This window comes from Streptomyces netropsis, assembly GCF_014203545.1.
In the GTDB taxonomy this organism is placed as follows: Bacteria; Actinomycetota; Actinomycetes; order Streptomycetales; family Streptomycetaceae; genus Streptomyces; species Streptomyces netropsis.
Genome location: NZ_JACHJG010000003.1, coordinates 660,857 through 675,599, shown reverse-complemented (window position 1 = coordinate 675,599; position 14,743 = coordinate 660,857). Strand labels below are relative to the sequence as shown.

Below are 14,743 nucleotides of genomic sequence, written 5' to 3'. Positions count from 1 at the left end.
TCGGCGGCATGACGAGCCCGGACGACTCATCCGCACCACGGCCCCCTGAGAACACACCGGAAACGGGGTACGCCGAGCGGTGCTACCGCTCCGCCGCAGGCATCGGCGGCGGCGTGCTGCTGCTCGTGATCGGCGCCTGGCTGGGCGGCGACGCGATCGTACGCGGCGAGGGCCGCACCCCCTGGCTCACCCTGGCCGCGCTGCTGTGCGGGGTGCCCCTGGTGATCGCCTTCACGCTGCGCCCCGCGGTATGGGCGGGCGAGAACGCCCTCCGGGTGCGCAACCCCTTCCGCACGATCACGCTGCCCTGGGCCAGCGTGGCCGGCGTCCGCGCCGGCTACTCCAGCGAGGTCCTGGCGGGCGGCGCCAGGTACCAGCTGTGGGCGATCCCCGTCTCCCTCCGCCAGCGCAAGTCCGCTGCGCGGCGGCAGGCGCGGGCGGCTTCGGAGGACGTCACGGGCACGCTGTCGGTCTCGGTCTCCGGATTCACCCGGGCCCCCGCGGACCAGGCGATCGACGACCTGCGCGAACTCGCCGAGCGGAACGCTTCGCGTCCGGGGGCGCAGGGGGAGCCGGAGGTGCGGTGGGCCTTCGAGCTGATCGTGCCGGCCGTGGTGGGGCTGGTGCTGCTCGTGGTGCTGTTCGCTGTGGCGTAGTGAGGTTCGGGCCGTAGGCCCTTGTGCGGGCCCGGCCGGAGGCCGGGCCCGCACCTCTGTGGGTCAGATACCCGCGGCCTTGGACAGGTCGGCCTTGATCGAGGCGAGGACCGTTTCGGCCTGGGCGCGGGCGCCGGTGAGGGCGCTCGCGTCGGTCACCGGGACGACGACCTCCAGGTAGCACTTGATCTTGGGCTCGGTGCCGCTCGGGCGGACGATGACGCGCGCCGCCGAGACGGTGCCTGTGGCGTCACCCGCCAGGTGGTACCGCAGACCGTCGGTCGGCGGCAGCGACTCCGTGCCCTCGGACAGGTCCTCCGCGGAGGAGACCCGGAGCCCGGCGAGGGTCGTCGGGGGCTGCTCACGCAGCCTGCGCATGGCGTTCGCGATCAGGGACAGGTCCTCGACGCGCACCGACAGCTGGTCCGTGGCGTGCAGACCGTGCTCGACGGCGAGGTCGTCCAGCAGGTCGGTGAGCGTGCGCCCGGAGGCCTTGAGCTCGGCGGCCAGCTCGGCGATCAGCAGGGCGGCGGTGATGCCGTCCTTGTCGCGGACGCCCTCGGGGTCGACGCAGTAGCCCAGCGCCTCCTCGTAGGCGTAACGCAGGCCGTCCACGCGGGCCAGCCACTTGAAGCCGGTGAGCGTCTCCTCGTAGGCGGCACCGGGCGCGGCGGCGGCGATCCGGGAGAGCAGCGAGGACGAGACGATCGTCGTGGTGAACGTGCCGGTCGCCTTCTTGTGCACCAGGTGCGTGGCCAGCAGCGCGCCCACCTCGTCGCCGCGCAGCATGCGCCAGCCGACGACGCTGTCCTGGTCGGGCACGGCGACGGCGCAGCGGTCCGCGTCGGGGTCGTTGGCGATGACGATGTCCGGCGCCGCCTCGCGGGCGGTGGCGAACGCCAGGTCCATCGCGCCCGGCTCCTCCGGGTTGGGGAAGGCGACGGTGGGGAAGTCGGGGTCCGGCTCGGCCTGCTCGGCGACCACGGTCGGCGCGGGGAACCCGGCGCGCGCGAAGGCGGCGGTCAGGGTGTCGTGGCCGACGCCGTGCATGGGCGTGTAGACCACGCGGATGTCGCGCGGGGAGCCGGCGGTCAGGACGGCGTCGGTGCGCTCCAGGTAGGCCTCCACCACGGAGTCGCGGAGGGTCTCCCAGCCGGCGCTCGGGCGGGGCACGTCGTCGAGGTTCACGATCGCGGCGATCTCGGCGGCGATCTCCCCGTCGGCGGGCGGCACGATCTGGGAGCCGTCGCCGAGGTAGACCTTGTAGCCGTTGTCGCGCGGCGGGTTGTGGCTGGCGGTCACCTCGACGCCCGCGACCGCGCCGAGGTGGCGGATGGCGAAGGCGAGCACGGGGGTGGGCAGCGGGCGCGGCAGCAGCGCGGCGCGCAGGCCCGCGCCGACCATGACGGCGGCGGTGTCGCGGGCGAAGTCGGCGCTCTTGTGCCGGGCGTCGTAGCCGATGACGACCACGCCGTTGGCGTGACCCTGCTTCTTGAGGTACGCGGCGAGACCGGCGGCCGCGCGGATGACGACGGCGCGGTTCATGCGCATGGGTCCCGCGCCGAGCTCACCGCGGAGACCGGCGGTGCCGAACTGCAGCGTGCCGCCGAAACGGGCGGTCAGCTCGGTCAGGTCCTCGGTGTCGATGAGCTTGGACAGCTCGTCGCGGGTGTCGGGGTCGGGGTCCTCGGCCAGCCACGACTTGGCCTGCGCGATGAGGTCTCGCTCCACGGGTTCTCCTCCGGAGGGATTCGGGGGGTGGGTGGGTGTGGGGGCGGGGGCGGTGCGGTTCGGGGGCCGGGCGGTGTGATCCCTGCGGGGGCCGTGCTCGGTGTTGCTACTGCGTGCCCCGTACGTGGGCCCGTAAATCACGCTGTACGCCCCTTGCCGGGCCCGCGCCGACCGCCTCTCCCCCTGCCGGTGGGGCAGGTGCCGGCCTTGCTCCCCGAGGGGATGCCCGGTGACGAATCGTGCAACCTCGGGCCTTCGCCTGCGGGAGCGATTCCGGGCAAGGATGTGGCCCGGTGCCGGCCCTTCGACCGGTCGGCACCGGGCCACATCCTTCGGTACGGGGAATTACAGGCGCGGGAGGACCCGGGCCAGGAGGTCGCCCATCTGGGCGGCGGAGTCGCGGCCCGCCTGGAGCACCTCTTCGTGGTTGAGCGGCTCGCCCGTCATGCCCGCGGCGAGGTTCGTCACCAGGGAGATGCCCAGCACCTCGGCGCCCGCCTCACGCGCGGCGATCGCCTCGAGCGTGGTGGACATGCCGACCAGGTCGCCGCCGAGCGTGCGGACCATCTTGATCTCCGCCGGCGTCTCGTAGTGCGGGCCGGGGAGCTGGACGTAGACGCCCTCCTCCAGGGTGGGGTCCACCTCCTGGCACAGGGTGCGCAGACGCTGCGAGTACAGGTCGGTGAGGTCGACGAAGTTCGCGCCGACGATCGGCGACGTGGCCGTGAGGTTGATGTGGTCGCTGATCAGCACCGGCTGACCGGGGCGCATGCCCTCGCGGAGGCCGCCGCAGCCGTTGGTCAGGACGACGGTCTTGCAGCCGGCGGCGACGGACGTGCGGACGCCGTGGACGACGGCGGCGACGCCGCGGCCCTCGTAGTAGTGCGTGCGGCCCAGGAAGACGAGCGCGCGCTTGTCGTTGACCTTGTAGGAGCGAACCGTGCCCGCGTGGCCCGCGACGGCGGCGGCGGTGAAGCCGGGGAGCTCGGTGACCGGGAATTCGGCCTCGGGGGTGCCGAGCGCCTCGGTCGCCGGGAGCCAGCCGCTGCCCATGACCAGGGCGACGTCGTGGGTCTCGGCGCCCGTGAGCTCGCGAAGACGGGCGGCGGCGGCGTCGGCCGCCGCGTACGGGTCGGCCTGGATGTCGGGAGTAACTGATGCGTTCACGCGGACGAGGGTAGCCGCTATTCGCCTACGCGCGTAGATGTCGCTGGTCACGGTGTTCCGATTGTTGCTTTGTGCGTTGTGACGAGACGAAGTCGTCACCGCTCAGCAGGGCCGCTTGCGCAGCTCCATGACGTAGTCGTGGGGTGCGCCCGCCGACTCCGCGGCGTCCGCGATCTCGCCGAGGTAGCGCGCGGAGGGCAGCCCGCCCTCATAACCGTTCAGGACGTAGATCCACGCGGGTTCCTCGCCGTCCAGGGTGTGGACCCGGACTCGCATCCGCCGGTAGATGTCGAGGCCGACACCCTCCCAACGGTCCATCGAGTCCTCGTCCATCGGGGCGATGTCGTAGAGGGCGACGAAGACCTGGGAGCGCGGTGCCTCGACGACCGTCGCGAGCGCCCCCTCCCAGCCCATCTGCTCCCCACCGAAGGTCAGCCGCCAGTCGGCGAGCCAGCCCGTGCCGCGCAGCGGCGAGTGCGGTGCGCGGCGGGACATCAGCCGCGCGTCGAGGTTGCCGGCGTACGCGGCGTAGAGCGACATGGTTCTGAGGGTACGGGAGTGAGGCGGGACGGCATTTGGGGTGGCAGTCTCGAAGGAGGGTTCGCGCGGAACCTGCTGCCGAACCTCGTACGGATCCTCGGATGCCGCCCCGGACGGGATCGCCTGGATCACGGTGTATTACGTGCGAAATCGCGTATACGGGCCCCGGAAGGATTCGCTTTGATGGGTGCGGGACAATGGAATACGTGACTCGGATCGTGATCATCGGTGGCGGACCCGGCGGCTATGAGGCGGCGCTCGTCGCCGCGCAGCTCGGCGCGGAGGTGACCGTCGTCGACTGCGACGGTCTGGGCGGGGCGTCGGTGCTCACCGACTGCGTGCCCTCGAAGACTCTTATCGCGACGGCTGAGGTGATGACGACCTTCGACTCCTCCTACGAGGAGCTGGGGATCATCGTCGCCGACGACACGCCGCATCTGGAGCAGGCGGCGCGCGTCGTGGGCGTGGACCTGGGCAAGGTGAACCGGCGTGTGAAGCGCCTGGCGCTGGCCCAGTCGCACGACATCACCGCCTCGGTGACGCGTGCGGGCGGCCGGGTCATGCGCGGCCGCGGCCGCCTGGAGCCGAACCAGGCCCCGGACGGCTCGCGCAAGGTCGTCGTACGGGCCGCGGACGGCTCGGAGGAGACCCTCGTCGCGGACGCGGTGCTGATCGCCACGGGCGCGCACCCGCGGGAGATCCCGGACGCGCTGCCGGACGGCGAGCGGATCCTGAACTGGACCCAGGTCTACGACCTGGAGGAGCTGCCCGAAGAGCTGATCGTGGTGGGCTCGGGCGTCACCGGCGCCGAGTTCGCCGGCGCGTACCAGGCGCTCGGCTCGAAGGTCACCCTGGTGTCCTCGCGCGACCGGGTGCTGCCGGGTGAGGACCCGGACGCGGCCGCCGTGCTGGAGGACGTCTTCCGGCGCCGCGGCATGAACGTGATGTCGCGCTCCCGGGCCCAGTCCGCCAAACGGGTGGGCGACCGGGTCGAGGTGACGCTGGCGGACGGCCGGGTCATCACCGGTACGCACTGTCTGATGGCGGTCGGCTCGATTCCCAATACGGCGGGGATCGGTCTGGAGGAGTCCGGGGTCCGGCTCAAGGACTCGGGGCACGTCTGGACCGACAAGGTCTCGCGTACGAGCGCGCCCGGCGTCTACGCGGCCGGCGACTGCACGGGGGTCTTCGCACTGGCGTCGGTCGCCGCCATGCAGGGCCGGATCGCCATGTACCACTTCCTGGGCGACGCGGTCGCGCCGCTGAATCTCAAGGCTGTATCCGCGAACGTATTTACGGATCCGGAGATTGCCACGGTCGGCTATACGCAGGCCGATGTCGACGCCGGCCGCATTGACGCCCGGGTGGTGAAGCTGCCGCTGCTGCGCAATCCGCGGGCGAAGATGCAGGGCATCCGGGACGGTTTCGTCAAGATGTTCTGCCGCCCCGGCACGGGCATCGTGGTCGGCGGCGTCGTGGTCTCGCCCCGGGCCAGCGAGCTGATTCACCCCATCTCGATCGCGGTCGACAACAATCTGACCGTGGAGCAGATCGCGAACGCCTTCACGGTGTACCCGTCGCTGTCCGGTTCGATCGCCGAGGTGGCCCGTCAGCTGCACACCCGCAAGGCGCAGCGGGAGGGCTAGCGCGAGGCCGGCGGGAGAGGCCCCACGGGAGGTCCCACGGGAGTCCCGGCCCCCGGCGCAAGGGGAGCCGGGGCCTCTTCTTCCGGTTCCCCCTATATCACTTCGCGGGTTGCGTAGCGGACAACTTCCGTTAATTGCTGCAACCTGCTGAAAACGGATGCGCGTTGGCGTTACTGTCGGTTTCGTGTTCGCTGCAGAACGTCGTCAATTGATCCTCGAAATGGTGCGCGCCAACGGAGCGGTTTCGCTCCGGGAGCTCGCCCGCGTCGTCCAGACCTCCGAAGTGACCGTACGGCGGGACGTGCGGGCATTGGAGGCAGAAGGACTGCTCGACCGCCGGCACGGCGGTGCGGTGCTGCCGGGCGGTTTCACCAGGGAGTCCGGCTTCCCGCAGAAATCCCATCTAGCGACCGCCGAGAAGACGGCCATCGCCGATCTCGCGGCGAGCTTCGTCGACGAGGGCGAGGCCGTCGTCGTCGGCGCCGGTACGACCACGCAGGAGCTGGCCCGCCGGCTCGCGCGGGTACCGGGTCTGACCGTGGTCACCAACTCCCTGCTCGTCGCGCAGGCGCTCGCGCACGCCAACCGGGTCGAGGTCGTCATGACCGGTGGCACCCTGCGCGGGTCCAACTACGCCTTGGTGGGCAGCGGGGCCGAGCAGTCCCTGCAGGGCCTGCGGGTGACCCGGGCGTTCCTGTCGGGGAGCGGACTGACCGCCGAGCGCGGGCTCTCCACGTCCAACATGCTCTCCGCGAGCGTGGACCGGGCGCTGGTGCAGGCCGCCGCGGAGGTCGTGGTGCTCGCGGACCACACGAAGCTGGGCACCGACACGATGTTCCAGACGGTGCCCACGGACGTCATCACGAGACTCGTGACCGACGAGCCGCCCGGGCACGACGACCGTGCCGCCACGGAACTCCAGGCGCTCGCCGACCAGGGCGTGCACATCTCGGTCGCCGGGCCCGGCGCGGGGTCGGGCTCGGGGCCGGGGGGTGCCTCCGGCGGTGAGGTCCCCTCCTCCCGCCGCCGCGAGGTGCGCGACGTGCCGCCCCTGCCGGGGCAGCGTCGCAGCATCCCGCTGGGGCCCGGTCAGAACCCCGGCCCGGGCCAGGGCGGCCAGCCGGGCGCGCCTCAGCTCCGCAGCGCCTCCGGCATGGGCGACCAGCCCACGGCCCGGGTGGCGGACCTGGCGCCGCGGCGGCGCTGACCTCAGCCCCGCCCGGGGTCCGAGGGCGCCTTGAGACCGGTGAGCGTCAACATCAGCAGGCGGTCGGCCAACTCCGGATCGTCCGGAGACTGTTCGACCGCCAGGGAAATCGCATTCGTCAGCTGCATCAGATCGACGATGTCCACATCCGACCGGACCGCCCCGGCCCGCTGAGCGCGGGCGAGCAGCGTGCTGCCCGCCTCCCGCATCGGCAGGCTGCACCGCGACAGGGCGGACGCCTCGTCGCTCTGCGCGGCCATCAGGGCCCGTGACAGCCCCCGGTAGGTGCTGGCGTGGGCCACGATGGCCCGCAGCCAGTCCACGAGCGCCCGGCACGGCTCGGGTGCCGCCAGCAGCTCCCGCGAGCGGGTGAGGAGGGCGTCGACCTCGCCCTGGAAGACCGCGCTCATCAAGGCCGTGCGGTTGGGGAAGTGCCGGTAGAGCGTCCCGATGCCGACGCCGGCCCGCCGGGCGATGTCCTCGAGGGAGGCGTCCGTGCCGTGCTGCGTGAAGGCGGTGCGGGCTTCCACGAGCAGCCGCTCGTAGTTGCGCCGCGCGTCCGCGCGCATGGGTCGTGGTGACGTCTGCGCCGTATCGGTCGCCATTTACGTCGTCCTCCCGCTCGGTGCGCTCACATGGCCGCGTACGGCCTTCGGTCCCCGCGGGTCCAAGGATGCCATTTGCCTCCCGGCGGGTGGGTGGACAACTGCCGGGGTGGCCGGCGGCCGGCGTGAGTGTGCGGCTGGCGTGGCCCGGCGGGCTCGGTGGGGCGGGGTCCGCGGTGTGAGCCTGCGGCTCGGTGGTGTCCTCAATCGCCGGACGGGCTTGAAGGTGCGACCGGGCGGGCTTGAAGGTGCGGCTGGTGTGCTTGAGCGCCGGGCGGACTGGAAGGTGCGGGCGGGCTGAAGGTGCGGGCGGGCTTGGTGGGGGCTTGGCCCGGCCAAAAGCCGCGGGCCCCGGCCGGAGTGATCCGGTCGGGGCCCGCGGCCACAGCGCTGAGCCGGTGGTCAGTCCTTGATCTCGCAGATGACGGCACCGGAGGAGACCGAGGCGCCGACCTCGGCGGTGATGCCCTTGACCGTGCCCGCGCGGTGCGCGTTCAGCGGCTGCTCCATCTTCATGGCCTCCAGGACCACGATCAGGTCGCCCGCGGCCACTTCCTGGCCCTCTTCGACCGCGACCTTCACGATGGTGCCCTGCATCGGGGACGCGAGCGCGTCACCGGAGGCCGCCGAGCCGGCCTTCTTGGCCGCGCGGCGCTTCGGCTTCGCGCCGCCCGCGGCGGCGGTGCGGGCGATGGTCATGCCGAGCGAGGAGGGCAGGGAGACCTCCAGGCGCTTGCCGCCGACCTCGACGACCACGGTCTCGCGGCCCGGCGCCTCCTCGTCCTCGTCCGCCACCGCGCCGGCGAAGGCGGGGATGGTGTTCTCGAACTCGGTCTCGATCCAGCGGGTGTGGACCTTGAACGGGTCCGCCGTGAACGCCGGGTCGGTGACGACCGCCTGGTGGAAGGGGATCGCCGTGGCCATGCCCTCGACGGTGAACTCGCCCAGGGCCCGTGCGGCGCGCTGGAGCGCCTGCTCACGCGTGGCGCCCGTGATGATGAGCTTGGCGAGCAGGGAGTCCCACGCCGGGCCGATGACCGAGCCGCTCTCGACGCCGGCGTCCAGGCGCACGCCCGGACCCGACGGCGGGTCGAAGCGGGTCACCGTGCCGGGGGCGGGGAGGAAGTTCCGACCCGGGTCCTCGCCGTTGATGCGGAACTCGAACGAGTGACCGCGCAGCGGCGGGTCGTCGTAACCGAGCTCCTCGCCGTCGGCGATCCGGAACATCTCGCGGACCAGGTCGATGCCGGTGACCTCTTCGGTGACCGGGTGCTCGACCTGGAGACGGGTGTTGACCTCCAGGAAGGAGATCGTGCCGTCCTGGCCCACGAGGAACTCGCACGTGCCCGCGCCCTCGTAGTGGGCCTCGCGCAGGATGGCCTTGGAGGCGCGGTAGAGCTCCGCGTTCTGCTCCGGGGTGAGGAAGGGGGCCGGGGCCTCTTCCACGAGCTTCTGGTGGCGGCGCTGGAGCGAGCAGTCGCGGGTGGAGACCACCACGACGTTGCCGTGCTTGTCGGCCAGGCACTGCGTCTCGACGTGACGCGGCCGGTCCAGGTAGCGCTCCACGAAGCACTCGCCGCGACCGAAGGCGGCGACGGCCTCGCGGACGGCGGAGTCGTACAACTCCGGTACCTCTTCGAGGGTACGGGCGACCTTCAGACCGCGACCGCCGCCGCCGAAGGCGGCCTTGATGGCGATCGGCAGGCCGTGTTCCTCGGCGAAGGCGACGACCTCGTCCGCCCCGGAGACCGGGTCGGAGGTGCCGGCGACGAGCGGGGCACCCGCCCGCTGCGCGATATGACGGGCCGCCACCTTGTCACCGAGGTCGCGGATGGCCTGCGGGGGCGGGCCGATCCAGGTCAGACCGGCGTCGAGGACGGCCTGCGCGAATTCGGCGTTCTCGGACAGAAATCCGTACCCGGGGTGGATGGCGTCCGCACCCGATTCGGCTGCCGCGGCAAGCACCTTGGCCACGTCGAGGTAGCTCGTCGCCGGGGTGTCACCGCCCAGCGCGTAGGCCTCGTCGGCCGCGCGGACATGCAACGCGTCACGGTCCGGGTCGGCATAGACCGCCACACTCGCGATCCCGGCATCCCGGCACGCACGAGCAACGCGGACAGCGATTTCGCCACGGTTGGCGATGAGCACCTTGCGCACGATGGCTCCCTCCTTGAAACAAGGTGAGTTTAGGTACTGGCAACACTCTGTGCCGACCCGACTTCCAGGGTGACCTTGCCCACACGGAGCGTTAAACGGAAGCGCCCTATGGGCTGAAGTTCCCAGATCCCCCACGGTACGCCGCGTTTCCTGGAGTGCTGCGCCGGTGACGATGTGGTCAAGGTCTCGATGAGTGCCCGGGAGTGGCGGTGCCGATTCTTTGTGGAGTCCCTACGAACGGGTGACACAAAGTTTGCGCTCTCGCCCGGGGCGTTGGGGTGGGCGTCAGGGGGTGCCGGGCCTCTCGACGGTTGGCTTACCCACCAGTAGCGTCCCCGAGTCGGCCAACTTTCCGGCCTCTGCGGCGACATGGCGCATCACCTCGGTCACCTGGTGCCTGCGCCGATGGAAATCGGCCAGTGGCAGCGCCGCCGATACGGCCTGCGCCGGGGCCCCGCCGACACCCGGTACGGGCACCGCGATGCAGGCCACGCCCGGTGCGCACTCCTCCACCTCCACCGCGACGCCGCTGCGGCGTACCTGTCGGAGCTCCAGATCCAGCCGTTCCGGCGAGGTGATCGTGCGGGGGGTGATGGCCCGCATCCCGGAGTCCGAGAGATAGCGCAGCCGGGCCGCCCGGGGGAGGGCGGCGAGCAGGACCTTGCCGTGGGCGGTGGCGTGTCCGTCGGTGTCGCGGCCGACGGAGAAGCCCCCGGTGGCCGGGTAGGAGGCCGCCGTTCCGGCGAGGACGGCGATGTCCCCGTCCCGGTAGGTGCTGAAGTACGTGTCCGCCCCGGCCGCCCGCCGTACCCGGGCGAGCAGCTCGTGCACCCGCTCGTCCATCCGCATCTGCCGCTGGAAGGCGCTGTGCAGGGAGGGGACGCGGTAGCCGAGGGTGTAGCCGCCGGAGCCGCGGACCAGATGGCCGCGCGCGGTGAGGGTACCGAGCAGGTCGTAGACCGTCGACAGGCCGCAGCCCAGCTGCCGGGCGAGCGCCTTGGCGGGCACCGGCCCGTCGGACGCGGCGACGGCGTCCAGCACGTCCAGGGCGCGGTCGACGGACTGCGGCATGACGGAACGGCTCCTCGGAAGTCAGATCTTCGGTGGATACGAGTCTTCGGCGGCCACGGGTGTGCAGCGGATACGGGTCCTCGGCGGCCCCGGACGGGCCTACCAGCTTGGCACGGCCGTCCCCGAAACCGCCCGGGCCCGCATCCCTAGCAGCTCCGCCGAGCGCCATGGGGGTTTCCGGGAAGGAGCCCCCGAGTGGCCGAAGCGTCGGTGACCGGGATGACACGACATCGTTGGTGAAGTCATGATCAAGCGCATTGCAGCCGCCGCCGCTCTGGCCGGCGCCGCTCTCACGATGACCGCCGCCTCCGCGTCCGCCGCGCCCACGCCCGTACCCCCGCCGAACGCGAGGGCGGGCAACGTCGTCACCCCGCCGCCGGGGATGACGAAGGAAGGCAACCCGCAGACCAGCATCTACCCGGGTGCCACCGACGAGCTCGGCAGGCTGCAGCAGCTCGAGAAGCTGAACGAGCTGGGTCAGCTCGGCCAGGTCACCGAGGTCCTCTCCCCGGTGCTCGGCGCCCTGCCGCTCTAGGGCCGGCCCGAAGGGCGCCCTGCCGTGGAGCGGGTCGTCACACCCACAGGTCGGTGATCACGACGCCCAGCTCGGCGAGCTGCTTGCGGAGCAGGGGGAGCGAGAGGCCGACGACATTGCCGTGGTCGCCGTCGATGCCCTCGACGAAGGGCGCGGAGCGGCCGTCGAGGGTGAACGCGCCCGCCACGTGCAGGGGCTCGCCCGAGGCCACGTACGCGGCGATCTCGGCGTCGCTCGGCTCGCCGAAGCGGACCGTCGTCGAGGCGGTCGCGGAGACCTGGCGGCCGGCGGCCGTGTCGATGACGCAGTGGCCGGTCCGGAGCACTCCGGACCGGCCGCGCATCGACTTCCAGCGGGCGGTGGCGTCCTCGGCGTCCCGGGGCTTGCCGAGGGCCTCGCCGTCCAGCTCCAGCACCGAGTCGCAGCCGATGACGAGCGCCCCGGCCGCCTCTGCCCGCCCGGCCACGGCCGCGGCCTTCGCCTCGGCGAGCACCCGCGCCAGCTCGGCGGGGGTCGGCGCGGTGATCGCGTCCTCGTCCACACCGCTGACGATCACCTCGGGCGCGAGCCCGGCCTGGCGCAGCAGGCCGAGTCGGGCGGGGGACTGGGAGGCGAGGACGAGGCGGCGGCGCCCGTGGCTGTCGTTCATACGGGCCAGCCTATGAGGTCCGCCGCCCGAGGGTGGCTCAGCCGACGGCCGCGGCCACCTTCCCGCTCATCCGGACCGGTTCCGTGCCCTCCTCGTTGTGCCGGTCCGCCCAGTTCGTGAGGGCGGTCAGGCACGCGTGGTCGAGGTGCCGGAGCCCGGACAGGTCGAGTTCGATCGGCCGGTCCTTCGGCAGCGCTTCGAGGGTGTCGAGCATGTGCGGCAGCCGCAGGAACGTGGCGTTGCCGGTGAGCCGGACGTGGATGGAGCCGGTGTCGCCGTCCTTGACGTTCATCTGGACGTGGGAGATCTCCCAGGCGGTCTTGGCGACCGCGAGGGCCAGACCGATCAGGACGCCCTCGAACATGTTCGTCGTGACGATGGCGACGGCGGTGACCGTCAGCACCACGGCCTCGCCGCGGTGCGCGCGCCACAGCGGAACCAGCTCACGGACCGGGACGAGCTTGCAGCCCGCGTGCACCAGCACACCCGCGAGGGCGGCGATCGGGATCACGCCGAGCGCCGCCGGGAGCAGTGCCGCGAACAGCAGCAGCCACAGGCCGTGCAGGACGCGCGAGGCCTTGGTGCGGGCGCCCGCCTGGACGTTGGCCGCGCTGCGCACGATGACCGCGGTCATCGGCAGCGCGCCGAGCAGCCCGCAGACGGCGTTGCCCGCGCCCTGGGCCATCAGCTCCTTGTCGTACTGGGTGCGCGGTCCGTCGTGCATCCGGTCCACCGCCGCGGCGCTGAACAGGCTTTCGGCGGAGGCGATGAGGGTGAACGCCAGGATCGTGCCGAGCAGGGCCACGTCGCCCAGGTCGGAGAAGGCGTCGACGCCGGGCGGCTGGATGGCCTCCAGCAGTCCCTTCACCTCGACCTTGGCGACGGGCAGGGAGAAGAGTGCCGTGGTGGCCGTGGCGAGCGCCACGGCCACCAGCGCCGCCGGCACGATGCCGGAGATCCGCGCGGGCAGCTTCTTCCAGAGCACCAGGACGGCGATGGTCCCGGCGCCCAGGGCGAACGCGGACAGGGCCGTCCGTTCGGCGGCGATGTCGCCGACGAGGCCGGGGAGCCCGGCCATCTTGTCCAGCCCGGTGCTGGGGGCCTTGAGGTCGGCCATCGCGTAGGACTGGCCGAGGATGAGGACGAGCCCGATGCCGGCCAGCATCCCCTGGACGACGGCGACGGAGATGGCGCGGAACCAGCGCCCGAACCCCAGGAAACCAAGGGCGAGTTGGATGGCGCCGGCCGCCAGGACGATCACCCCGAGGGTGCCGAGCCCATGGGTCTGGACGGCCTCGTAGACGAGCACGGTCAGCCCGGCGGCCGGGCCGCTGACCTGGAGGGAGCTGCCGGGCAGCAGGCCGACGACGAGGCCGCCGACGATGCCGGTGACCAGGCCGAGCTCGGCGGGGACCCCGGAGGCGACGGCGACGCCGACGCACAGGGGGAGGGCTACGAGGAAAACGACGAGCGAAGCGGTGAAGTCGCGTCGCAGGTCGGCGGAACGGAATCTGGAAAGCATGAATTCCTCACGTAGGTGGGGAAGGCGAGCAGTGGTGACCCGATGCCGCGGATCACCACCGGCGGTTCACAGGGGCAGGAACTCGGCTTCGTCGCCAGTGGTCTGGTGGGCGAGGACGGCCCCGGTGTGGACCTCGTAGTACCAGGCGTGCAGAGCGAGTTCGCCGTCGGCGAGCCGCTCGGCGACGCAGGGGTAGGCGCGCAGCCGGTCGAGCTGGGCGAGGGCGTGCCGCTGCACGGGCTCGGCGACGTCGAGGCCGTCGGTGCCGGCGCCCGGCACCTTCAGCTCGGCCGACGCCCCGCGCTCCAGCCACCCCCGGACGGCGGGCACCTGGGTCAGGTCCTCGTCGCGCACCAAAGCACCCACGGCGCCGCAGTGGGAGTGCCCGCAGACGATGATGTCGCGGACGCCGAGCACCGAGACCGCGTACTCGATGGTGGCCATTTCGCCGGAGGGGTGTTCGGTGCTGTATTCGGGAACGATGTTGCCCGCTGTGCGAAGTTCGAACAGATCGCCGGGACGGGTCCCGGTGATGAGTGTCGGCACGACGCGGGAGTCGGAACAGGTGATGAACAGTGCTTCGGGGGACTGGCCCAGCTCAAGGCCGCTGAGTTCCCCGGTGGATTGAGGCGCGCGGGTGGGAAAGGCGCGGGCGTGGTCGATGAGGGACTGCATGAACGGCTGACCTCCTGGAGGTCGTCGTTGTCGGTCGGACATCGAAGACGTTGCGTCGTCGGTACGTCTCGTATGGACTTATGTGGGTATGGGTGTGAAGCACCGAAGAGAGCGGTGCGGCCGAGAAATCGGCGAAGCCGCCGTGCTCAGTGTCTGAGGACCTGTCAGTGCCTGAAGACCTGGAAGACGGCGGAGAGTTGATGGCTGGATCCGCGAGCTGACGCGGGCATCCGCCAGTCGGGCTGCCCCGCACCCGTTCCAACGCGCGCGGCGTCCGGCGAGTTCCCGGTGGGCGCGGTGGGGGTGGGTCGCTGCCGGAGCTGCGACGTGGTGCCGGTGCCGATGGAGGACCGGCCGCGACGGATCTGTTCGTCGTCGCCGCGGTCGTCGGAGTGGAGGCGGTCGGACTCGGCGGCCTGGGCCGTGTACGAGGCCGACGACGGCGACATCGCGGGTTCCGCGGATGCCGCCGTCTGGGCGAGCAGTAACAGCGACAGGACGAGGGCGAGGAGCGTGCCGACGAAGCCGGCGGACCGGAGGCGCATCACATCCCGCTCCCTCGTTCGAGTGACTGTGGTGATC

At 71.9% G+C, this 14,743-nt stretch carries 14 protein-coding genes; 4 read left to right on the top strand and 10 right to left on the bottom strand.

Translation table 11 applies throughout. The features are described 5' to 3' along the window. The first annotated feature begins 8 nt into the window (after positions 1–8). On the top strand, positions 9–656 hold the full coding sequence (locus FHS38_RS10880) for a PH domain-containing protein (protein ID WP_184733239.1): 648 nt from the start codon (positions 9–11) through the stop codon (positions 654–656). 63 nt (positions 657–719) lie between these two features. Here the strand turns inward: FHS38_RS10880 and FHS38_RS10875 are convergent, their stop codons facing one another. From FHS38_RS10875 to FHS38_RS10865, 3 genes are all read right to left on the bottom strand, one after another. Continuing rightward, a complete protein-coding gene (locus FHS38_RS10875) occupies positions 720–2,387 on the bottom strand; it encodes a phospho-sugar mutase (protein ID WP_184733236.1) in 1,668 nt (555 codons plus the stop codon). Positions 2,388–2,732: 345 nt separating this feature from the next. Next, entirely contained in the window at positions 2,733–3,554 is an 822-nt protein-coding gene (locus FHS38_RS10870) for a purine-nucleoside phosphorylase (RefSeq protein WP_184733234.1), read from the bottom strand. Positions 3,555–3,656: 102 nt separating this feature from the next. Further along, on the bottom strand, positions 3,657–4,094 hold the full coding sequence (locus FHS38_RS10865) for a gamma-glutamylcyclotransferase family protein (RefSeq protein WP_130879574.1): 438 nt from the start codon (positions 4,092–4,094) through the stop codon (positions 3,657–3,659). Positions 4,095–4,291: 197 nt separating this feature from the next. Between FHS38_RS10865 and FHS38_RS10860 the strand changes: the two genes are divergently transcribed. Further along, the gene (locus FHS38_RS10860) at positions 4,292–5,740 is read left to right on the top strand and encodes an NAD(P)H-quinone dehydrogenase (protein ID WP_130879575.1); all 1,449 of its coding nucleotides are present in this window, start codon (positions 4,292–4,294) and stop codon (positions 5,738–5,740) included. A 157-nt stretch (positions 5,741–5,897) separates the two neighbouring features. Further along, entirely contained in the window at positions 5,898–6,947 is a 1,050-nt protein-coding gene (locus tag FHS38_RS10855; protein ID WP_184733232.1) for a DeoR/GlpR family DNA-binding transcription regulator, read from the top strand. Positions 6,948–6,949: 2 nt separating this feature from the next. Here FHS38_RS10855 and FHS38_RS10850 read toward each other — a convergent pair whose 3' ends face one another. The 3 genes from FHS38_RS10850 to FHS38_RS10840 form a co-directional block, all read right to left on the bottom strand. Next, positions 6,950–7,552 (bottom strand): TetR/AcrR family transcriptional regulator, encoded by a 603-nt coding sequence (locus tag FHS38_RS10850; RefSeq protein WP_229822259.1) that lies wholly within the window; start codon positions 7,550–7,552, stop codon positions 6,950–6,952. 402 nt (positions 7,553–7,954) lie between these two features. Further along, complete coding sequence (locus FHS38_RS10845; protein ID WP_184733229.1) at positions 7,955–9,709, bottom strand: acetyl/propionyl/methylcrotonyl-CoA carboxylase subunit alpha; 1,755 nt, start codon at positions 9,707–9,709, stop codon at positions 7,955–7,957. Positions 9,710–9,994: 285 nt separating this feature from the next. Further along, positions 9,995–10,780, bottom strand: coding sequence for an IclR family transcriptional regulator (locus tag FHS38_RS10840; RefSeq protein WP_184733228.1), 786 nt, complete (start codon positions 10,778–10,780; stop codon positions 9,995–9,997). A 244-nt stretch (positions 10,781–11,024) separates the two neighbouring features. Between FHS38_RS10840 and FHS38_RS10835 the strand changes: the two genes are divergently transcribed. After that, a complete protein-coding gene (locus FHS38_RS10835; protein ID WP_184733227.1) occupies positions 11,025–11,315 on the top strand; it encodes a hypothetical protein in 291 nt (96 codons plus the stop codon). A 37-nt stretch (positions 11,316–11,352) separates the two neighbouring features. Here FHS38_RS10835 and FHS38_RS10830 read toward each other — a convergent pair whose 3' ends face one another. The 4 genes from FHS38_RS10830 to FHS38_RS10815 all read right to left on the bottom strand — a co-directional run bounded on the left by FHS38_RS10830 (position 11,353) and on the right by FHS38_RS10815 (position 14,706). Continuing rightward, positions 11,353–11,964 (bottom strand): Maf family protein, encoded by a 612-nt coding sequence (locus FHS38_RS10830; protein WP_184733226.1) that lies wholly within the window; start codon positions 11,962–11,964, stop codon positions 11,353–11,355. 37 nt (positions 11,965–12,001) lie between these two features. Continuing rightward, a complete protein-coding gene (locus tag FHS38_RS10825) occupies positions 12,002–13,486 on the bottom strand; it encodes a SulP family inorganic anion transporter (RefSeq protein WP_184733225.1) in 1,485 nt (494 codons plus the stop codon). 66 nt (positions 13,487–13,552) lie between these two features. Next, positions 13,553–14,161: a carbonic anhydrase gene (locus FHS38_RS10820; protein WP_184733224.1), complete on the bottom strand. Its 609-nt coding sequence runs from the start codon at positions 14,159–14,161 to the stop codon at positions 13,553–13,555. A 164-nt stretch (positions 14,162–14,325) separates the two neighbouring features. Beyond that, a complete protein-coding gene (locus FHS38_RS10815; RefSeq protein WP_184733223.1) occupies positions 14,326–14,706 on the bottom strand; it encodes a hypothetical protein in 381 nt (126 codons plus the stop codon). Positions 14,707–14,743: the final 37 nt, after the last annotated feature.